This is a genomic window from Pseudomonas sp. 382, assembly GCF_002759075.1.
GTDB classification, from domain to species: Bacteria; Pseudomonadota; Gammaproteobacteria; order Pseudomonadales; family Pseudomonadaceae; genus Aquipseudomonas; species Aquipseudomonas vlassakiae.
In genome coordinates this window covers 13,472-34,784 of record NZ_PEMX01000017.1, presented here as the reverse complement: position 1 = coordinate 34,784, position 21,313 = coordinate 13,472, and the positions used below count along the sequence as shown (strand labels likewise).

Genomic DNA, 21,313 nt, shown 5'->3' with positions numbered 1-21,313 from the left:
ACTGCTCATCATCGGTCTCCAGTCATGCACCAAGGCGGATCCTGTTGGCGGTACAGGAGTGACTGGCCCGAAACAGATGTGGGAGCGGGTTTACCCGCGATGCGCCGCGCGGGCGGCGCTCGATCTCATAGGCGCTGAAAATGTTGTGGCAAGCACCTGGTAGCCCTGATGCAATCCCAAGACCTGCCCCAGAGAAACAACATGGTTTCAGGGTGTCTTCGCTCCGGGCGCACCCGCAGCCGGTGCCGCAGTGGCAGGCGGGATGGCAGGTGCCGCAGGTGCCGGTTGCTGAACCGGCTGCACCACCGGTTTCTCCGCCACCGCCACCCGATCCAGCTCGATATTCACCCGCCGGTTACGTGCCCGATTGGCCGGGCTGTTGTTTTTCACCAGCGGATAGCGCTCGCCATGAAAGCGCACGACGATCTGCTCTTCCGGCACGCCATGGGCCTTGAAGTAATCGGCAACGGCCAAGGCCCGACGTCGCGAAGTATCGCGATTGGTCAGGCGGTTACCGCTGTTGTCGGAATGGCCGTTGAGTTCGATGTGGTTCACCGTCGGGTCAGCCTTGAGGTAATCGAGGATCACGTCCAGCCGCGCACGGGCATTGGCGTCCAGGTCGAAGCCACCGCCCGGGAAGCCCACCTGGGTCTGGCGCACCTGGTCATAGTTCATCGGCAGCATCTTGCTGGCACAGGCCTGATAGTCGCTGTAGGCCTTGGCGAAGCTGACCGGCAGCACGCGTACTTCCATCGCCCTGCCGCCTTCGCCGGTGTAATTGCGCACCACCGTGCTGCGTCCATCGAGCAGGCCGTTGATCAGGCGGCTGGCCTGGCTCTGCGACGAGCTGAACAGCACGCCGCTGCGGGCCATGCGCACAGCGCCGAGGTTCACATCCCCGCGGCCCGGCTGCCAAGGCGCAGCGGCAGCCAGCAAGGTGGCCGAACCTGCGCCAAGCACATTGCTGTGCGATCGCAGCTGGAACACCGGCTGCTCACCAGCCTTGCGCACGAACTCGCCACTGCCGAAACCATCGATCGGTTGGATCAGGCGGCATTCGAACTGGTCACCCTCGACTTTCCAGGCGACATTCTCCATGCGGGTCTGGAAGGTCAGTGCACCGGCCGGCAGGCTGGCGACAAGGGTCAACAGGGCTAGGTAACGCTGGCGCACGGGTGGCTCCACAAATTATGACGACTTACAGGCAGGCTATCGGACGCTGGCCGGAAAACTTGATAGCCGTGCTCGGACCGGGGTTTTCCGGTAGCATTGGGGCCTGAGTTCGACCCGCCTGGAATTCCCAATGTCCGATCGCCTGACCCTCCTGCGTCCCGACGACTGGCACATCCATCTGCGCGATGGTGCCGTCCTGCCCCATACCGTTGGCGATGTGGCGCGTACTTTCGCCCGTGCCATCATCATGCCCAACCTGGTTCCGCCGGTGCGCAATGCCGTCGAAGCCAGCGCCTACCGCGAGCGCATACTTGCCGCACGCCCGGCTGGCAGCCGCTTCGAACCGCTGATGGTGCTGTACCTCACCGACCGTACCAGCCCCGAGGACATCCGCGCGGCCAAGGCCAGCGGTATCGTCTACGCCGCCAAGCTGTACCCTGCCGGCGCGACGACCAACTCCGATTCGGGCGTGACCAGCATCGACAACATCTTCCCGGCCATCGAGGCACTGGCGGACGTCGGCATGCCCTTGCTGGTGCACGGTGAAGTCACCCGCAGCGAAATCGACGTGTTCGACCGCGAGAAGCGCTTCATCGACGAGCACATGCGCCGCCTGGTCGAGCGCTTCCCGACCCTGAAAGTGGTCTTCGAGCACATCACCACAGGCGACGCCGCGCAGTTCGTCACCGAAGCCCCGGCCAACGTCGGTGCAACCATCACTGCCCAGCACCTGCTGTACAACCGCAACCACATGCTGGTTGGCGGTATCCGCCCGCACTTCTATTGCTTGCCGATCCTCAAGCGCAACACCCACCAGGTGGCGCTGCTGGACGCGGCCACCAGCGGCAACCCGAAGTTCTTCCTCGGCACCGACTCGGCACCGCATGCCCGTCACGCCAAGGAAGCTGCCTGCGGTTGTGCCGGTTGCTACACCGCATACGCGGCCATCGAGATGTACGCCGAGGCGTTCGAGCAGCGCAATGCGCTGGACAAGCTGGAAGGTTTCGCCAGCCTGCATGGCCCGGCCTTCTATGGCCTGCCAGCGAACACCGACACCATCACCCTGGTTCGCGAAGAATGGACCGCCCCGGACAGCCTGCCATTCGGCGAGCAAACCGTGATCCCGCTGCGCGCCGGTGAAAAACTGCGCTGGCGCCTGCTGGAGGACAATGCGTGAGCGAAGACCTGTACGAAGACGACCAGGACGGCCAGGTCGGCGGCGGTTCGCGCCACCCGATGGCCGAGCGCTTCCGTGGCTATCTGCCGGTAGTCGTGGATGTCGAGACTGGCGGCTTCAACAGCGCCACCGACGCCCTGCTGGAAATTGCCGCAGTGACCATCGGCATGGACGAAAAGGGCTTTCTGTTCCCCGAGCACACCTACTTCTACCGGGTCGAACCGTTCGAAGGGGCCAATATCGAGCCGGCCGCGCTGGAGTTCACCGGCATCAAGCTGGATCACCCGCTGCGCATGGCGGTGAGCGAGGAAAGCGCGCTCACCGACATCTTCCGCGGTGTGCGCAAGGCGCTTAAAGCCAACGGCTGCAAACGGGCGATCCTGGTCGGCCACAACAGCAGCTTCGACCTTGGTTTCCTTAATGCGGCGGTCACGCGTAACGACATAAAGCGTAACCCGTTCCACCCGTTCTCCAGCTTCGACACCGCGACCCTGGCTGGCCTGGCCTATGGCCAGACCGTACTGGCGCGAGCCTGCCAGAGCGCTGACATCGACTTCGATGGGCGTGAAGCGCACTCGGCGCGTTACGATACCGAGAAGACGGCCGAGCTGTTCTGCGGCATTGTCAACCGCTGGAAGGAAATGGGCGGCTGGCGCGACTTCAACGACTGACCTGAAAAGCTTCGCGGGCACGCCCGCTCCCACAGGTATCGCACAATGCCAACGGCCTGTGGTGTACCTGTGGGAGCGGGCGAGCCCGCGAAGAGGCCGGCACAAGCTGGCACAAAAAAACCGGCCACATGGGCCGGTTTTTTTCATGCGCGTGGCATTACAGCTTGCCAGCGTTCTCGCTCAGGTAAGCAGCAACGCCTTCTGGCGAAGCGGTCATGCCTTGGTCGCCTTTCTTCCAGTTGGCCGGGCAGACTTCGCCGTGCTCTTCGTGGAATTGCAGGGCGTCGACCAGACGCAGCAGTTCGTCCATGTTGCGGCCCAGTGGCAGGTCGTTGACGATCTGCGAACGAACGACACCGTTGGTGTCGATCAGGAAGGCGCCGCGGAAGGCTACGCCGCCTTCGGACTCGACGTCGTAGGCCTTGCAGATTTCGTGGGTGATGTCGGCAGCCAGGGTGTACTTGACCTGGCCGATACCGCCGGCGTTGACCGGAGTGTTACGCCAGGCGTTGTGGGTGAAGTGCGAGTCGATCGAAACGCCGATCACTTCTACGTTGCGCGCCTGGAAGTCAGGGATGCGGTTGTCCAGGGCGATCAGCTCGGACGGGCAGACGAAGGTGAAGTCCAGTGGGTAGAAGAACACCAGGCCGTACTTGCCCTTGATAGCCGAAGCCAGGTTGAAGCTGTCGACGATTTCGCCATTGCCCAGGACAGCTGGGACGGTGAAGTCGGGGGCTTGTTTGCCAACGAGTACGCTCATTGTAATCTCCTGATGAGGGTGAAGAACCGTTTGCCGGGCCAAGGCAGGCTTGCCCGACATCCAACAAAGGCTGACCATCATACACGGCTTCCAGTGACAGGCCGAATGCAACCGTCGGTCGCTCAAGCACGGCCCTTTCAGAAAGTCCTTTGACAAGCATTCTCATTAACATTAAGCTCCAACCCATCGACTCAACCCGCGATGGTCAGCCCTTATGTATGTGTGTCTTTGTGTCGGCGTCACCGACGGACAGATCCGCGATGCGATCTATGAAGGATGCTGCAGTTACAAGGAAGTCCGTGCAGCGACCAACGTCGCCAGCCAGTGTGGCAAATGCGCCTGCCTGGCCAAAGAGGTGGTCCGTGAGACCCTCACCGAACTGCAGGTGAGCCAGCACGCCGCCCTGCCCTATCCGGTGGAATTTACTGCTGCCTGATATTACAGAATTCGAAGAACCGGACCACGTGTCCGGTTTTTTTATGCCTGAATATCAATAAGTTAGCGTTCCAACGCGGTTCACAAACATTCTTATTCCTATTAATTTTCACTTATTATTCAAACACTTAGGTTTGACAGCCCCCTGTTACAGGCTCAAACTTCCCTGTATTGGCACACTTCTACAGGGCAGGAACCCGACATGAAAGGCGACGTAAGCGTCATCCAGCATCTCAACAAGATCCTCGGAAACGAGCTGGTCGCGATCAACCAGTACTTCCTGCACGCGCGCATGTATGAAGATTGGGGCCTGAACAAGCTCGGCAAGCACGAGTACAAGGAATCCATCGATGAGATGAAGCACGCTGACAAACTGATCAAGCGTATTCTTTTCCTCGAAGGCATCCCCAACGTCCAGGACCTTGGCAAGCTGCTGATCGGTGAACACACCAAAGAGATGCTCGAGTGCGACCTGAAGATCGAACAGAAAGGCCTGGTCGACCTGAAAGCCGCCATCGCCCACTGCGAAACCGCTGGCGACTTCGGCTCGCGTGACCTGCTCGAAGACATCCTCGAAGCCGAGGAAGAACACATCGACTGGCTGGAAACCCAGCTGGGCCTGATCGACAAGATCGGCATCGAGAACTACCTGCAGTCGCAGATGGGCGAAGAATAAAATTCCCGCCCCTAAAAAAACCCGCTCTGAGCGGGTTTTTTCATGGCTGCCTGATGATCAGGCTTCGGAGGCCTTGGCCTTGGCGGTGGCGTCCTTGATCAGGGTCTGCAGCTCACCCTTCTCGAACATTTCCAGCATGATATCGCTACCGCCAACCAGCTCACCGGCTACCCACAATTGCGGGAAAGTCGGCCAGTTGGCGTATTTTGGCAGGTTGGCGCGGATTTCCGGGTTCTGCAGGATGTCGACGTAGGCGAACTTCTCGCCGCAACCCATCACAGCCTGCGAAGCACGCGCGGAGAAGCCACACTGCGGGGCATTCGGCGAGCCTTTCATGTAAAGCAGAACGGTGTTGTTGGCAATCTGCTCTTTGATCGTTTCGATGATATCCATGTAGCACCTCGGCTGAACTTTCCGACGCGATCGTCGGCACGGTGACGCATTGTATCGGAAAGCCGAGCAGCGTGCTCGGCCTTACCGTTGCTCAGGCAGCCTCGACCTGCACGGGCACGCCATTGAGCGCAGCATTACCGGAAACCGCGTCACGCAGGCGCTCGTCCGTCAGGTCATTGGCGCTCACACCGGCTTGTGCCTGGGCGACCTGCAACTGCACGCCCTGGCGACCATGACCGAAACCGTGGGGCAGGCTGACCACCCCGGGCATCATGTCTTCACAGGCCTGCACCTCGACCTCCAGCAGGCCAGTGCGCGAACGGATACGCACCCGCTGGCCATCCTGCAATTGCCGGTCGTGCATGTCGTGGGGGTGCATCAGCAGTTGATGACGCGGCTTGCCTTTGACCAAGCGATGATAGTTGTGCATCCACGAATTGTTGCTGCGCACATGGCGTCGACCGATCAGCAGCAATTCGCCCGGCGCAGGCGGCGCCTGCGAGGCCAACCGCTGCAGGTCATCCAGCAGCACCTGCGGCGCCGCCTCGACGGCTTTGCTGGCGGTTGCCAGGCGCGTCGCCAGGTTGGCGCGCAGCGGTCCCAGGTCAAGCCCGTGAGGGTAGTGCTCCAGCGCCTGCAGCGACAGGTTCCAGGCGCTGGCCTCGCCATAGCGCCCCTTGCGCAGGGCCAGATCGATCATCTGCGCTGGCGGCCAGGTCGGTTTCAGATCCAGTTCAGCGCGCTTGGCGAAGGCCTGGGCGAGGCCGACGAAAATCTCCCAGTCATGCAGGGCACCTGCCGGCTTGGCCAGGATGGCGCGATTGAAACGGGTCACATTGCGCACGGCCAGCAGGTTGAAGGTGCTGTCGTAATGGTCGTTTTCCAGCGCCGAGGTCGACGGCAGGATCAGGTCGGCGTGACGGGTAGTTTCATTGATGTACAGGTCGATGCTGAGCATGAACTCGAGGCCGTCCAGCGCCGCATCCAGCTGCCGGCCATTGGGTGTCGACAGCACCGGATTGCCGGCGACCGTCACCAGGGCGCGCACCTGCCCCTCCCCCGGGGTCAGCATCTCCTCGGCCAAGGCCGCCACGGGCAGCTCGCCCGCGTACTCCGGCAAGCCCGAGACCCGGCTCTGCCAGGCATTGAAATGGCCACCTGAGGTGGTCGCCACCAGATCGACCGCAGGCTCGGTACACAGTGCCCCACCCTCACGGTCGAGGTTGCCAGTCACCAGGTTGATCATCTGCACCAGCCAGTGGCACAGCGTGCCGAACGCCTGGGTCGAGACCCCCATGCGGCCATAGCAGACCGCCTTGTCCGCAGCGGCAAAGTCCCGCGCCAATTGACGTATCTGGCTGGCGGCGATGCCGCACTGTGCGCTCATCACTTCTGCGCTGAACGGCGCAATCGCTTCGCGCACCTGCTGCAGGCCGCTGACCGGCAAATGCGAGCCGCGCGTGAGCCCTTCATCGAACAAGGTGTTGAGCAGGCCACAGAGCAAGGCAGCATCGCCGCCGGGCCGAATGAACAGATGCAGGTCGGCCATGGCAGCGGTTTCGCTACGGCGGGGATCGACCACGACCAGGCGACCACCTCGCCCACGTAGGGCTTTCAGGCGCTTTTCCACGTCGGGCACGGTCATGATGCTGCCATTGGAGGCCAGCGGGTTGCCACCAAGGATCAGCATGAAGTCGGTATGGTCGATATCCGGTATGGGCAACAGTAGGCCGTGGCCGTACATCAGATGGCTGATCAGATGCTGTGGCAACTGGTCGACCGAGGTGGCAGAGAAGCGGTTGCGGGTCTTGAGCAGGCCGAGGAAGTAATTGCTGTGGGTCATCAGCCCATAGTTGTGGACGCTGGGGTTGCCTTGATAGACCGCCACAGCGTTGCGCCCGTGGGCCTGCTGGACCGCCCACAACCTGTCGGCGGCCAAGGCGAAAGCCTCATCCCAGCCAATCGGCTGCCAATCGCTCCCGACCCGTCGGTGCGGCTGGCGCAGGCGGTCCGGGTCGTTCTGGATATCCTGCAGGGCCACTGCCTTGGGGCAGATGTGGCCCCGGCTGAATGGGTCTTGCGGGTCCCCCTTGATCGAGCTGATCAGCGCCTGCCCGTCTGGTTCATGGCTGACTTCTATGTTCAGGCCGCAGATCGCTTCGCACAGGTGACAGGCACGGTGATGCAGGGTCTTGGTCATGGCCGCTTCTGCCTTGGTGGTGTAAGGGCTGGTCGAGCAACGACTATGCGCCGCAGCACTCGCCCCTACCAGCGTGCTTCGCGGCGTGAATCCCGCGACATCAGGCGTACGATTCGCGACAGCCATTTGCCAAATTGCCAGCAAGCCGTGTACAACCTTCTGTAGCAAATAAAAAACAGCACGGGTTCAAGGGGGCAGACACCCTTTGTAACCTGTTAAGCACCCGCTGCTGTTTCCCCTCTTGGTTTCAGGCGACATTTAATTATAGTATTGCGCCTTTCCCCATTTCGTCCGCCCCGTGCGGCTTACGCCGCAGGTCACTCCCGTTGTCAAAAAAAACCATACGGTCGACCTGCATACCGTTGCAGATAAGGTAGTCAATCATGAGCGCTAGGCACTTTCTCTCCCTGCTGGATTTCACCACCGACGAATTGCTCGGTGTGATCCGCCGAGGCATCGAGCTGAAGGACCTGCGCAAGCGAGGCGTGCTGTTCGAGCCTTTGAAGAATCGCGTGCTGGGCATGATCTTCGAGAAGTCCTCGACCCGTACCCGTGTGTCGTTCGAAGCCGGCATGATCCAGCTGGGTGGCCAGGCCATCTTCCTCTCGCCGCGCGACACCCAGCTGGGCCGTGGCGAACCGATCGGCGACAGCGCCATCGTGCTGTCGAGCATGCTCGACGTGGTGATGATCCGTACCCACGCCCACAGCACCCTGACCGAATTTGCTGCCAAATCCCGCGTGCCGGTGATCAACGCCTTGTCCGACGAGTCGCACCCGTGCCAGTTGCTGGCCGACATGCAGACCTTCCTCGAGCACCGCGGCTCGATCCAGGGCAAGACCGTGGCCTGGATCGGCGATGGCTTCAACATGTGCAACTCGTACATCGAAGCGGCCAGGCAGTTCGACTTCCAGCTGCGCATCGCCTGCCCGGAAGGCTACGAGCCCGATGCGCGCTTCATGGAGCTGGGTGGCGACCATGTGCAGATCGTGCGCAATCCGCAGGATGCCGTGCGCGGTGCGCATCTGGTGACCACGGATGTCTGGACTTCCATGGGCCAGGAAGAGGAAACTGCACGGCGCCTGGCGCATTTCGCGCCTTACCAGGTCACCCGCGCATTGCTCGACCTGGCGGCACCCGACGCCCTGTTCATGCACTGCCTGCCCGCCCACCGGGGCGAGGAAATCAGCCATGACCTGCTCGACGACCCTCGTTCGGTCGCCTGGGATCAGGCTGAGAACCGCTTGCATGCACAGAAGGCCCTCCTCGAATTCCTTGTCGAACCGGCTTACCACCACGCATGAGTCAACCCCTACTGCTCAACCTGCGCAACCTCGCCTGTGGCTACGGCGAGCAGCGCATCGTCCAGAACCTCAACCTGCATCTGAACGCAGGCGACATCGGTTGCCTGCTGGGTTCATCGGGTTGCGGCAAGACCACCACCCTGCGTGCCATCGCCGGCTTCGAGCCGGTGCACGAGGGTGAAATACAGTTGGCCGGCGAGGTGATTTCCCGCGCTGGGTTCACTCTGGCTCCGGAAAAACGCCGGATCGGCATGGTGTTCCAGGACTACGCCCTGTTCCCGCACCTGACCGTGGCGCAGAACATCGCCTTCGGCATCGCCAAGCACCCGAACCAGGCGCAGGTGATCGAAGAGATGCTCGAACTGGTCAAGCTCGCCGGCCTTGGCGGGCGCTACCCGCATGAGCTGTCCGGTGGCCAGCAACAGCGTGTCGCCCTGGCGCGTGCCCTGGCACCGGAGCCACAGCTGTTGTTGCTCGACGAACCGTTCTCCAACCTCGACGTGGAACTGCGCCGGCGCCTCAGCCATGAAGTGCGCGACATCCTCAAGAGCCGCGGCACCAGTGCGATTCTGGTGACCCATGACCAGGAAGAAGCGTTTGCCGTGAGCGATCACGTCGGTGTGTTCAAGGAAGGCCGGCTCGAACAATGGGATACGCCTTACAACCTGTATCACGAACCACAGACGCCGTTCGTGGCCAGTTTCGTCGGCCAGGGCTACTTCATCCGTGGCCAGATGAGCAGCCATGAAGCGGTCAATACCGAATTGGGCGAGCTGCGTGGCAACCGCGCCTACAGCATGGCGCCGGGCAGCTCGGTGGATGTGCTGCTGCGCCCTGATGACATCGTGCCGGCGCCAGGCAGCGCACTGCAGGCCAACATCGTCGGCAAGAGCTTCCTGGGTGCCTCGACGTTGTACCGTTTGCAACTCCCCACTGGCAGCCAGCTCGAAGCGATTTTCCCGAGCCACATCGACCACCAGGTGGGTGAGGACGTAGGTATCGCGGTGAAGGCCGACCACCTGGTGCTGTTCCCCGTGCCGGGCAGTGTCGCGACGCAGTCGGCGCGCCAGGAGAATGGGGTTCGCCGCTACAGCTCGGCGACCTGAGTGCAGAACCCGGGGCCGCTGTGCGGCCCCGATGGTTTCAAACCTTACCGATGGCTGCAAATGCACCCTGGGTATGCTCGGCCAGCACCGCCGCCGCCAACTCGACCTCCAGCCCCCGCCGCCCGGCGCTGACATGGATGGTGGCAAAATCCTGCGCCGAATCATCGATGAAGGTGCGCAGCCGCTTCTTCTGCCCCAAGGGGCTGATCCCACCCACCAGGTAACCGGTTGCCCGCTGGGCCACAGCCGGGTCAGCCATTTCGCACTTTTTCACGCCAGCCGCATGGGCCAGGGCCTTGAGGTCCAGCGTCCCGACCACCGGCACCACCGCCACCAGCAACTCGCCCTTCTCGCTGCTCGCGAGCAAGGTCTTGAACACCTGCTGCGGTTCGAGGCCAAGCTTTTCCGCCGCCTCCAGCCCATAGGACGCCGACTTGGGGTCATGCTCATAGCTGTGCACGCGATGCTCGGCGCGGGCTTTTTTCAACAGGTCGAGTGCGGGGGTCATGCAATGCTCCGGTCCGGGACAGGTCGCGGCTACTTTAGGGCAAATCCTGCATCCCAGCCAGCCAACGGCTGACGCGGCCGTCTACCACGGGGTTCAGCCTCTGAAACAGGCGAGCAAAACGTGACTACCCGTTCACTTTCGACCTTTGACATCAGCGTTTCTTGTCTATATTTTTTCGTTTCTGAATAAATGGCGCACTTTTAAGGTGCGCTTCTTAACACCCGCCTGAGGTCAATGGGGATAGACATCAGGCTTTGCTGTCGAGCGCTTTGCGCCTCACAACAAAAACAACGAGGTCATACATGACGACTGCACTACGCGAACCCACTCTATCCAGCCAATGCCTGGCCGAGTTTCTCGGCACCGCCTTGCTGATCTTCTTCGGCACGGGTTGCGTCGCCGCCCTCAAGGTCGCTGGCGCCAGCTTCGGCCTGTGGGAAATCAGCATCATCTGGGGCGTCGGCGTAAGCATGGCGATCTACCTCACCGCGGGCATTTCCGGCGCGCATCTGAATCCGGCCGTGAGCATCGCGCTTACCTTGTTTGCCGGCTTCGACAAGCGCAAGCTGCCGTTCTACGCGCTTGCCCAGGTCTGCGGCGCATTCTGTGGCGCCGCGCTCGTTTACACGCTCTACAGCAACCTGTTCTTCGATTTCGAACAAGCCCACGCCCTGTTGCGTGGCAGCACCGAGAGCCTCGAACTGGCCTCGGTATTCTCGACCTATCCGCACCCATCACTGTCCACTGGCCAGGCATTTCTGGTCGAGGTGGTGATCACGGCGATCCTGATGGCCGTGATCATGGCCCTTACCGACGACAACAATGGCCTGCCGCGCGGCGCCATGGCGCCTCTGCTGATCGGCCTGCTGATCGCCGTGATTGGCAGCGCCATGGGTCCGCTGACCGGCTTTGCGATGAACCCGGCCCGCGATTTTGGGCCCAAATTGATGACCTTCCTGGCTGGCTGGGGCGAAATCGCCTTCACTGGCGGTCGGGAGATTCCCTATTTCCTGGTTCCGGTGTTCGCGCCGATTCTCGGCGCTTGCCTGGGTGCCGCTGCCTACCGCGGCCTTATCGCCCGCAACCTGCCGACGGCGCAAGGCGCAAGCGCCGAGACAACCGACAATCGCCAGGGCGATACTCAAGCCAACTGATACTGGCGCCCTGAACTCCTCTTTTATGCAAGGCCTACGACCATGACAGACACCCAGGATAAGAACTACATCATCGCCCTGGACCAGGGCACCACCAGCTCGCGAGCGATCATCTTCGACCGCGATGCCAACGTGGTCGGTACCTCGCAGCGCGAGTTCGCCCAGCATTACCCGCAAGCCGGCTGGGTCGAGCACGATCCGATGGAGATCTTCGCCACCCAGAGCGCGACCATGGTCGAGGCCCTGGCCCAGGCCGGCATCAGCCATGCCCAGGTGGCCGCGCTGGGGATTACCAATCAGCGTGAAACCACCGTGGTGTGGGACAAGGAAACCGGCCGCCCGGTGTACAACGCGATCGTATGGCAATGCCGCCGCAGTACCGAGATCTGTGCCCAGCTCAAGCGAGATGGCCATGAAGACTACATCCGCGAAACCACCGGCCTGGTCACTGACCCGTACTTCTCCGGCACCAAGCTGAAGTGGATCCTCGATAACGTCGAAGGTGTCCGCGAACGCGCCGAGCGCGGCGAACTGCTGTTCGGCACCATCGATACCTGGCTGATCTGGAAGTTCTCCGGCGGCAAGGTGCATGTCACCGACTACACCAACGCTTCGCGTACACTGATGTTCAACATCCACAGCCTGCAGTGGGACCAGAAGCTGCTGGAAATCCTCGGCATCCCGCAGCAGATGCTGCCCGAAGTACGCCCCTCTTCGGAAGTGTACGGCCACACCAAGAGCGGCATCGCCATCGCCGGCATCGCCGGCGACCAGCAGTCGGCGCTGTTCGGCCAGATGTGCGTGGAGCCAGGCCAGGCCAAGAACACCTACGGCACCGGCTGTTTCCTGCTGATGAACACCGGCAACCAGGCCGTGAAGTCTTCCCACGGCCTGCTCACCACCATCGCATGCGGCCCGCGTGGCGAGGTGGCCTATGCCCTTGAAGGCGCGGTCTTCAACGGTGGTTCCACCGTGCAGTGGCTGCGTGACGAGCTGAAAATCGTCAACGATGCGCTGGACACCGAATACTTCGCCAGCAAGGTCAAGGACAGCAACGGTGTGTACCTGGTGCCTGCGTTCACCGGTCTCGGCGCGCCCTATTGGGACCCGTATGCCCGCGGTGCACTGTTCGGCCTGACCCGTGGGGTGAAGGTCGACCACATCATTCGTGCCGCGCTGGAGTCGATCGCCTACCAGACTCGCGACGTGCTCGACGCCATGCAGCAGGACTGCGGCCAGCGCCTGTCGGAACTACGCGTGGACGGTGGCGCAGTGGCCAACAACTTCCTCATGCAGTTCCAGGCCGACATCCTCGGCACCTGCGTCGAGCGCCCGAAAATGCGCGAAACCACCGCCCTCGGCGCCGCCTACCTGGCAGGCCTGGCCTGTGGCTTCTGGAGCGGCCTGGAAGAACTGCGCGACAAGGCGATCATCGAGCGCGAGTTCAGCCCGCAGCTGGACGAGGCCGCCAAAGAGAAGCTGTACGCCGGCTGGAAGAAAGCCGTCGAGCGCACCCGTGACTGGGAAGATCACGAAGCGTAAATCAGGCCGGGGCCGCCACGCGGCCCCGATGGTCTACTGGCCGTCATCCCCTTCCTACGGCATCATTGCAGAATTTGTCCGGCAGCCCCAAAGGACCGCCCATGAATCTGCACCCACGCCAACAACAAATCCTCGAACTGGTGCGCGATCGCGGCTACGTCAGTATCGAAGAAATGGCGCAGCTGTTCGTTGTCACACCGCAAACCATCCGCCGCGACATCAACCAGCTCGCCGAACTCAACCTGCTGCGCCGCTACCATGGTGGTGCGGCCTATGATTCGAGCATCGAGAACACCGCCTATGCCATGCGCGCCGACCAGATGCGCGATGAAAAGCAACGCATCGCCGAAGCGGTGGCGCAGCAGATTCCCGACCATGCCTCATTGTTCATCAACATCGGCACCACCACCGAATCGATTGCCCGGGCATTGCTCAACCACAACCACCTCAAAGTCATCACCAACAACCTGCATGTGGCCGCGATTCTCGCCGCCAAGGATGACTTCGAGGTGCTGGTAGCCGGCGGCACTGTCCGTCGTGACGGCGGTGTGGTGGGCCAGGCCAGCGTCGACTTCATCAACCAGTTCAAGGTTGATTTCGCCCTGGTCGGCATAAGCGGCATCGATGAAGACGGTAGCCTGCTCGATTTCGATTATCAGGAAGTACGGGTTTCCCAGGCGATCATCGCCAATGCCCGCCAGGTCGTGCTTGCCGCCGACTCCAGCAAGTTCGGGCGCAACGCCATGGTGCGCCTGGGGTCGATCAGCCTGGTCGACTGCCTGGTGACCGACCAGGCACCTGCGCCTGCCCTCACTCAATTGCTGAACCAGTACAAGATTCGGCTTGAGGTGGTGTGAGGGCCTCGGTCGCATGACATGGGTCTTTTGCCGCCAGTGAGATCGAGCGCCGCGCGGGCGGCGCTCGGTCTTACAGGCGCAAGATACCTCAAACCGATCACTCATAATTTTCGGAAATGTTCACTTTCTTGTCATCTGATCAGTTTTTTCTATAAAGACTGACTGGCGACTGGCTTTCTGTTGCGCTAGTATTTTCGCAAACGAACATCAATGTTCATTTTCGATGTGAACAGCCCAGGAGGCCTTGCCCGTGTCCCAGCCAGTTTCGTCCCAGCTCCCAGTCGCCGACTGCTACGACCTCGCCGTCATCGGCGGTGGCATCAATGGCGTGGGCATCGCTGCAGACGCCGCCGGGCGCGGCCTCAAGGTATTCCTTTGTGAAAAGGACGACCTGGCGCAACATACCTCTTCTGCCAGTAGCAAGCTGATCCACGGCGGCCTGCGTTATCTGGAGCATTACGAATTCCGGCTGGTGCGCGAGGCGCTTGCCGAACGTGAAGTGCTACTGGCCAAAGCCCCGCACATCGTCAAGCCGATGCGCTTCGTGCTGCCGCACCGCCCGCACCTGCGCCCGACCTGGATGATCCGCGCCGGCCTGTTCCTTTACGACCACCTGGGTAAGCGCAAGCGCCTGGGTGCCTCGCGCAGCCTGCGCTTCGGCCCGGGCTACCCGCTCAAGCCGGCAATCACCCGCGGATTCGAATATGCCGACTGCGCCGTGGACGATGCCCGTCTGGTGGTGCTCAATGCCATGAGCGCCCGCGAAAACGGCGCACACATCCACACCCACACCCGTTGCCTGCGTGCTGAGCGTGTGGATGGCCTGTGGCAGGTTGAACTGCAGCATGCCGATGGTCGCCTGCAGAGCATTCGCGCACGCGCCCTGGTCAACGCCGCCGGCCCTTGGGTCGCCAGCTTCATCAAGGATGACCTCAAGCTCGATGCCCCTTACGGCATCCGCCTGATCCAGGGCAGCCACATCATCGTGCCGCGCCTCTACGAAGGCGAACACGCCTACATCCTGCAGAACGAGGACCAGCGCATCGTCTTCTGCATTCCATACCTAGACCGCTTCACCCTGATCGGCACCACCGACCGCGAATACAGCGGCGACCCGGCCAAGGTAGCGATCACCGAGCAGGAAACTGACTACCTGCTGAAGGTCGTCAACGAACACTTCAACCAGCCATTGAACCGTGCCGACATCCTGCACACCTATTCGGGCGTGCGCCCGCTGTGCAACGACGAGTCTGACAACCCCTCGGCGGTGACCCGCGACTACACCCTGGCGTTGTCGGCCAGCACTGGCCAGGCACCGCTGCTGTCGGTGTTCGGTGGCAAACTGACCACCTACCGCAAGCTGGCGGAATCGGCCATGGTCGAGCTCAAGCCGTTCTTCGAACAGATGCGTGGCAGCTGGACGGCCACAGCGCCGCTGCCGGGCGGCGAGCAGATGAGCACTGCGCAAGCGTTGGTGGACCAATTGCTAGCCAAGCACGGCTGGCTGCCAGTGGATATCGCCAAACGCTGGGCGGTCACCTACGGCAGCCGTGTGTGGCAATTGCTCGACGGCGTCAATGGCCCGGACGACCTCGGCCAGGCCATCGGGGGCGGCTTGTTCGGCCGCGAAGTCGACTACCTGTGCGAAATCGAATGGGCTACCGACGCCGACGACATTCTCTGGCGCCGGACCAAGCTTGGCCTGTTCACCAGCACCGCCGAGCAGCAGGCACTGCGCGAATACCTGCAACAACGCGGCAAGCTGCGCAACCAGGGCCGCGCCGCCTGATGGCGCGCTGCCGGAGGCTCAGTCCTCCGGCAGGCTGTAGGCGGCACGGGCGAGCGTGCGCAACAGGCGCCGTTCAGCCTCCAGCAGCTCATCCCTGAGCGTATTGCTCCCCATCAGATAAGCCATCTCACCGGTTTCCTCGGCATGTGCCTCCAGGTGCGCCAGGCGTTCATGAAACGGCGCGAGCATTTGTTCGAAGCGGTCGGCATGGTGTCGCCTGACATGATCCTCCCAAAAGTCCTGGGTGGCCAACGCGTCGCTGAGTGTCCTTGGGTTTTCCGCTTGCAACACTTCGCTGCGCGCTGCGTTGAGGTCGGAAGCGCTTACCCCGCTATGGCTGCGGTAGTGCATCGAGCGCGGTTGCGGTGGCAATTGCAGTGGGCCGGCCAGATTCACCCGGTAGGCCAGGTAGACCTCCAGCTCATCGACGAATAGCCCGGCTTGCGACGCCATTCGCTGTACATGGCGGGCAGCAATACGATCGAGCCGGTCCAGCCGGTACAGCGAACGCCCCAGGCTGACCAGCGCGGTTTCGGCGCCCCGCGCCGGCAGGCCTCGGGTCATCTTCACCACTGCAGCGCGCGTCTCCAACTGACTGAGCGTCCACAACAACCGATCCTCGCAAGTGCGTGGGCCGCCAGCCAGGGCGAACAGGCCTGAGCGCACATCGGTGTCGTATGCGCAGGCCTCGATGATTTCCCATACGCGGGCCCTATAGTAGCCCGGGTAACGTGCCAGATCGGAAGACTGAGCGAAGTCAGCCAGAAAGCGGAAGAAGTCTCGTGCGCCAGGCTCTTCCTGCAGGCCGACCCAAAGTGCTTCCCGGTGAGCGCGCAACGCCCCTGTACTGCCCGCCAACCATTGCTGGCGCATCGCCTGATCTACCAGCGCATGGCGGTAGGAAAGCCCTCGCCCCTCCTCCGAGGACCCAGAACTTTCGCTGATTTCCTCCTCGCTAAAATCCTCCAGCGGATTGTCGTGCAGTGCCATACGGCGAATACGCTCGCGCACGGCGTTCAGCTCCACGTTCAATCGACGCAGCTGATTGTTGCGAAAATCGGTGAGTGCGCGCCAGGGTGTCTGCACCCGCGTTGGCAGGTCTTCCAAGCCGGTGCTGCGCAACGACAGCTCGCGCAATCGCGGCAAGCCACTGACAGCGGGCGCCTGACCCAGCGGGTTGTGGTCAAGATGCAATCGCTCCAGGCGGACCAAGGCCGACAGCTGGGCATCCGCTTGCGCATCGAGCACGATCCGGTTATGGCTCAGACGCAACTCGCGCAGCCTCACCATCTGCTCCACCCCCATGGGAACCGTCGTCAAGCGATTGCCGCGCAAGTCCAGTTCAACCACGTTGGCAAAACGGCTGATAAACGCGTGCGGCACCGCTTCGAGCCCCAGCCGACGCAATGTCAGCTGGGTGACGTGAGGAAAGTCCAGGCCAGCCGGCAACTCAGGCAACTCCCCCACCTGCAGGCCATCGATCTGGAGGACGTAACCATCTTCTGTGCCGATATTGCTCTTGCGTCGCCAGCAGCGACGTAGCCGGGTAGCCAGACGCCTGCGACGCAGGCGCTCCAGGGGCCCGCTGGCCTGCTCCTGCCAACGCAGCAATGAGCCTCGCAAGTCAGCCAGTTGTGCGCGCAGACGTGCAAAGTGCTGCCAAGGCTCGATGCCACGCAAGCGCAGGTCGGCAAGTAAAGCGTCCACCTGACCATCGCTCATCGTCGGATAGATCTGGCGAAGGCCACGCCGCAACGCCTGACCGGAGCTTTCTCCCCGCCCGCTGAGCAGATAGCCCACGCGTCCGTCCCCCAGCCGCACAGGGGGACGCACACGCCCGGGTGGTGGAGCCAGGCCGATCATTTCAGCGGCGACGTCGCGCGCCGCTGCCGCCTGCGTTGCCAGATCCTTTTGCCATCGTTTGACCGCGCCATCGCCAGGCAACCCCTCAGCCAGGACCAGCAGGCTCTCCAGCAACGCGCCTGAACCGTGATCTGGGCCCCCCACTATCAGATATCGGTCCGCCTGCTTGACCAGGACGGCAACCCGGGAAGCGTCGGGCGCACCGCTGTCCGCCAACTTCACCCCGTTGGGATGCCCCTCGCGAACCTCGACCCGCAGGTCAGCAGGCCACTTGCCGTGCCTTTGGGCAAGCGCCAGCGCCAGCCGCTCGCTATCCCCATTGATGGCCTGCGGCTGCAGCAAGCCCGCGCAGGCCCGGTCCAGCCGGCTGTCACGTACCGCCCAGCGCGCTTGCTCGGCGAGCGCCAGCGGCACCCGTTTGTGCTCCAGCAGGCGCACTACCAGAACATCGTCTGCCAGTTCCAGAATTTCCCCTGCGCAACGCGGCGTAAGCCCCGGAAAATCACGTATGAGCAAGCGCGCACCTTCCTCCGGATTCGCTTGGCGCTGTGCCACTATTTCCTCGAAGGCTGCGCCGTTCACCCGCGGGAACTGCTCATGCAAGCGCAGACGCTCCAGTGCATCGAGCAGACGTGCCGGAGGCTTTGCACCTTCAAGATGCAAACGCCGCAGTTGCGCCTGGTCATGACCCGTAATCAACAGCAAGGTCTCGGCGAGCTCGTCCGGCACTGTCGCCAAGGCACTGCTCAACCGGCGCAGCAAGTGCCCACTGCCCTCCCAGTGCTGGGGACTTTCCAGGTCATGCCACCAACCTCCGACACCGTTGTGCTGCAACGCTATCGGCTGCGCTTCGCTACGCGACGGATGACGCAAGGCCAAGCCTTCGCCTCGTTCTTCGACAACATACGTGGCGTCATGCAGACGCATCCGCCGCACAGCATCCTGGGTCTCGTGCTGGCCGATGCCAAGGTCGCTGTCCGCCAAGGCATAGCCTGGCAGGTCGGTTCGGCATAAACGCACATCACCGTCCGCCGTGCAAACGGGGGCCATGGCATCGACCGCCGCTACACGCGGCAACGTACGCCCCACCAGTTCGGCGCCCGCAGCGACAACAACACCGCTGGCCACGATCTGGGCAATGGCAAATACATGTTCCAGCGCGTCCTGGCGATCACCGATCTGCCAATCCTTGTAACCTTCATAGATATTTTCCACGACCTGCTCAGCCGTCAGGGCAAGCATCGCCCACCCCAACACCGGTACGAACAGGCCTGCAAGCCCGAGCAAGTCGAGACCGAACTCCTTGTAGTTGATCATGCGCCGACGTCGGTCCTGCTCATCTACCGCTTCGGTGGAAACCGCCAGCACTGCCGCATCGTCAAAACACTTCTCCACCTGCTGCTTGCGCAAATGCACAAAGAGGGTCGCGTCCAACGCCAGGTTGCGACCATCGAGTTCCGAGGGTTCGGGCCCTGCAGCGTGACGCTTGCGTAGGGCATAGCTGAAGTCGACGCGGTCGCGCTCGCCGATAAAACGGCTGAAATACCGTGCAAAGTCCTGGCTTCGCAGCTTCTGGCACAGTGAGCAGTAGAGCGACGACCAACTGTCATAGCGCTGCAAGGGCGCTTGCGCATCGTTGGGTAGCCAGGCAATGACACTGTCGATGCTGTCATCCTCTGCAAGCCTTACTTCGACGGTCACAACCCCCCGGATGCGCTTGCCCAGCAGATACAGCTGCCGTGGGATGACGCTGGCCGGATCCGCCGGCACGATCGGTTTGGCAGCGCACAGTGGCAACATCCGCAAGTAACTGCGCTCGTCAAGGTGCCCCTTCAATAGCGACAGGCGCACGGCCACCTCCAGTCGCGCTCGCAGCGACTCTTCAAGCAGGCTGGCGACTGGCTCCGATGCTGTGGTCGCGGGTTGCAGCGTCTGACGCAGCAATGCCTGGTAGCGCTGGCCGATATCCAGCTGTCGGCACAGGTGAGCGAACCGCTCGAAGCTCATCTTTAGCGGCTGCTTGTCGGCACCTAAGAGCTTTGCCTCTCGATAAATGCTGGGCACCGCCTCATCAGCGTGAAAGTTGTGCAGCGCAGCGGCCAGCAGGTCATGCGCCACCACGCGCTTCACGTGAGGCGACGACAATTTTGGTGACCCGGTAGGGAGCACGATCAGCGTGGCGATCCTGACCTTCGCCGCCTTCACATCAACCCCGGCCAGGCTGGTTCTGGACAACGTCTGCTCCAGCAACTGCCTGGCGAACGTATCCAGGGACGGAATGGTGTTCCACAGCTGGCTGACCTGATGGTCGATGGCCTGTTCCTGCAACATGGCACGGCGTAGCGCAGACAAATGATCTTCCGAAGCCTGGCGCATCCAGCCTGGCAGGTTGCGGGCGATCAGAGCGTCAACGGAGTCGTAGCGGATCAACGGGGGCATTGGCGAGTCTCGTCACAAAAGAAACCCAGCTAAACACCGAGACGCCGCAACATGACGGTAACTAAATAGTGATGTTCAAGACTGCCTGTCTCACCCAATCGGATTACCGAACGAGTTACTTGAATGCATACGGATTTCCGAACGAAACATGAAGTATCTGCTCACGCGAAAAGGTTGATCGGCCCGTTTTATCAGGCGGTATGATCGATATCGAGAGCTTGGCACGACTCATGCTCTACACTTGGGGCCGAATGCACTCGCTTCCTGCTGTATTCGTTGAACGAAAGAGTCCGCCAACGGCTCCATAAAAAAAACAAACACGTCGAGGAAAATTTGATGCGTATCGTTCGTCACCTGTTGGGCGCAACCATCGCCGCCGCGATCATCGCTTCGCCAGCCATGGCTGAAGAACTGACCGGTACCCTGAAGAAAATCAAGGACTCGGGCACCATCACCCTGGGGCACCGCGACTCTTCCATTCCATTTTCCTACCTGGCTGGCGGTCAAACGCCCGTGGGCTACTCCCATGACATCCAGCTGGCCGTGGTCGATGCCCTGAAGAAGCAACTGGGTACCGATATCAAGGTCAAGTACAACCTCGTGACTTCCCAGACCCGCATCCCGCTGGTGCAGAACGGCACCGTCGACCTTGAGTGCGGCTCTACCACCAACAACGTCGAGCGCCAGCAACAGGTCGGCTTCTCGGTCGGCATCTTCGAAGTCGGCACCCGCCTGCTGACCAAGGTCAAGGACGGTCAGCCTTCCTACAAGGACTTCCCGGACCTGGCCGGCAAGAACGTGGTGACTACCGCCGGTACCACCTCCGAGCGCCTGCTCAAGGCCATGAACGCCGACAAGCAGATGAAGATGAACGTGATTTCCGCGAAGGACCACGGTGAAGCCTTCAACATGCTCGAAAGCGGCCGCGCCGTGGCCTTCATGATGGACGACGCGCTGCTCGCCGGTGAAATGGCCAAGGCGCGCAATCCAAAGGACTGGGTCATTACCGGTACTCCACAGTCGTATGAAATCTACGGCTGCATGGTGCGCAAGGATGACCCGGCCTTCAAGAAAGCGGTCGATGACGCCATCGTCGCGTACTTCAAATCGGGCGAAGTCAACAAGAGCTACGACAAGTGGTTCACCCAGCCGATCCCGCCAAAGGGCCTCAACCTGAACTTCCAGATGAGCGACGAGCTGAAGAAACTGATCGCCGAGCCGACCGACAAGGCCGCCGACGAGAAGAAGTCCTGATCCTCAGCTGTT

Annotated in this window: 17 protein-coding genes; 11 read left to right on the top strand and 6 right to left on the bottom strand. The window is 61.8% G+C overall.

Features of this window, described 5'->3' with window-relative positions:
- Positions 1 to 207: 207 nt before the first annotated feature.
- Positions 208 to 1,173 (bottom strand): OmpA family protein, encoded by a 966-nt coding sequence (locus CQW31_RS18985; RefSeq protein ID WP_099815165.1) that lies wholly within the window; start codon positions 1,171 to 1,173, stop codon positions 208 to 210.
- 130 nt (positions 1,174 to 1,303) lie between these two features.
- Here CQW31_RS18985 and pyrC point away from each other — a divergent pair, with 130 nt between their 5' ends.
- A complete protein-coding gene (gene pyrC, locus CQW31_RS18980) occupies positions 1,304 to 2,350 on the top strand; it encodes a dihydroorotase (protein WP_054885861.1) in 1,047 nt (348 codons plus the stop codon).
- A 59-nt stretch (positions 2,351 to 2,409) separates the two neighbouring features.
- Positions 2,410 to 3,021: a ribonuclease T gene (rnt, locus tag CQW31_RS18975; protein ID WP_225923474.1), complete on the top strand. Its 612-nt coding sequence runs from the start codon at positions 2,410 to 2,412 to the stop codon at positions 3,019 to 3,021.
- 157 nt (positions 3,022 to 3,178) lie between these two features.
- Here the strand turns inward: rnt and CQW31_RS18970 are convergent, their stop codons facing one another.
- A complete protein-coding gene (locus CQW31_RS18970) occupies positions 3,179 to 3,781 on the bottom strand; it encodes a peroxiredoxin (RefSeq protein WP_027918971.1) in 603 nt (200 codons plus the stop codon).
- 214 nt (positions 3,782 to 3,995) lie between these two features.
- Here CQW31_RS18970 and CQW31_RS18965 point away from each other — a divergent pair, with 214 nt between their 5' ends.
- Positions 3,996 to 4,217, top strand: a complete 222-nt coding sequence (locus CQW31_RS18965) for a bacterioferritin-associated ferredoxin (protein ID WP_054885863.1) — start codon at positions 3,996 to 3,998, stop codon at positions 4,215 to 4,217.
- Between the two features lie 201 nt (positions 4,218 to 4,418).
- The gene (bfr, locus tag CQW31_RS18960) at positions 4,419 to 4,892 is read left to right on the top strand and encodes a bacterioferritin (protein ID WP_054885864.1); all 474 of its coding nucleotides are present in this window, start codon (positions 4,419 to 4,421) and stop codon (positions 4,890 to 4,892) included.
- 57 nt (positions 4,893 to 4,949) lie between these two features.
- Here bfr and grxD read toward each other — a convergent pair whose 3' ends face one another.
- Together grxD and CQW31_RS18950 are read right to left on the bottom strand one after the other, a co-directional pair.
- Entirely contained in the window at positions 4,950 to 5,285 is a 336-nt protein-coding gene (gene grxD / locus CQW31_RS18955; protein ID WP_054885865.1) for a Grx4 family monothiol glutaredoxin, read from the bottom strand.
- Positions 5,286 to 5,376: 91 nt separating this feature from the next.
- Positions 5,377 to 7,485 (bottom strand): molybdopterin oxidoreductase family protein, encoded by a 2,109-nt coding sequence (locus tag CQW31_RS18950; protein WP_099815164.1) that lies wholly within the window; start codon positions 7,483 to 7,485, stop codon positions 5,377 to 5,379.
- Between the two features lie 383 nt (positions 7,486 to 7,868).
- Here CQW31_RS18950 and argF point away from each other — a divergent pair, with 383 nt between their 5' ends.
- A complete protein-coding gene (gene argF / locus CQW31_RS18945) occupies positions 7,869 to 8,789 on the top strand; it encodes an ornithine carbamoyltransferase (RefSeq protein WP_054885867.1) in 921 nt (306 codons plus the stop codon).
- Positions 8,786 to 9,895 (top strand): ABC transporter ATP-binding protein, encoded by a 1,110-nt coding sequence (locus tag CQW31_RS18940; protein WP_054885868.1) that lies wholly within the window; start codon positions 8,786 to 8,788, stop codon positions 9,893 to 9,895. The genes argF and CQW31_RS18940 overlap by 4 nt, the downstream gene beginning before the upstream one ends.
- Positions 9,896 to 9,932: 37 nt before the next feature.
- Here CQW31_RS18940 and ybaK read toward each other — a convergent pair whose 3' ends face one another.
- Positions 9,933 to 10,403: a Cys-tRNA(Pro) deacylase gene (ybaK, locus tag CQW31_RS18935; RefSeq protein WP_054885869.1), complete on the bottom strand. Its 471-nt coding sequence runs from the start codon at positions 10,401 to 10,403 to the stop codon at positions 9,933 to 9,935.
- 302 nt (positions 10,404 to 10,705) lie between these two features.
- Here ybaK and CQW31_RS18930 point away from each other — a divergent pair, with 302 nt between their 5' ends.
- The 4 genes from CQW31_RS18930 (at position 10,706) to glpD (ending at position 15,745) form a co-directional block, all read left to right on the top strand.
- Positions 10,706 to 11,557, top strand: a complete 852-nt coding sequence (locus CQW31_RS18930) for an MIP/aquaporin family protein (RefSeq protein ID WP_054885870.1) — start codon at positions 10,706 to 10,708, stop codon at positions 11,555 to 11,557.
- 42 nt (positions 11,558 to 11,599) lie between these two features.
- Complete coding sequence (glpK, locus tag CQW31_RS18925) at positions 11,600 to 13,099, top strand: glycerol kinase GlpK (RefSeq protein ID WP_054885871.1); 1,500 nt, start codon at positions 11,600 to 11,602, stop codon at positions 13,097 to 13,099.
- Positions 13,100 to 13,200: 101 nt separating this feature from the next.
- Complete coding sequence (gene glpR / locus CQW31_RS18920; RefSeq protein WP_099815163.1) at positions 13,201 to 13,956, top strand: DNA-binding transcriptional repressor GlpR; 756 nt, start codon at positions 13,201 to 13,203, stop codon at positions 13,954 to 13,956.
- A gap of 250 nt (positions 13,957 to 14,206) precedes the next feature.
- Positions 14,207 to 15,745 carry a glycerol-3-phosphate dehydrogenase gene (glpD, locus tag CQW31_RS18915; protein WP_099815162.1) on the top strand — a complete coding sequence of 513 codons (1,539 nt, stop codon included), beginning with the start codon at positions 14,207 to 14,209 and terminating at the stop codon, positions 15,743 to 15,745.
- Between the two features lie 18 nt (positions 15,746 to 15,763).
- Here the strand turns inward: glpD and CQW31_RS18910 are convergent, their stop codons facing one another.
- On the bottom strand, positions 15,764 to 20,047 hold the full coding sequence (locus CQW31_RS18910) for an NEL-type E3 ubiquitin ligase domain-containing protein (protein ID WP_099815161.1): 4,284 nt from the start codon (positions 20,045 to 20,047) through the stop codon (positions 15,764 to 15,766).
- 336 nt (positions 20,048 to 20,383) lie between these two features.
- Between CQW31_RS18910 and CQW31_RS18905 the strand changes: the two genes are divergently transcribed.
- A complete protein-coding gene (locus CQW31_RS18905; protein WP_054885875.1) occupies positions 20,384 to 21,301 on the top strand; it encodes a glutamate/aspartate ABC transporter substrate-binding protein in 918 nt (305 codons plus the stop codon).
- The last annotated feature ends 12 nt before the right edge of the window (positions 21,302 to 21,313 follow it).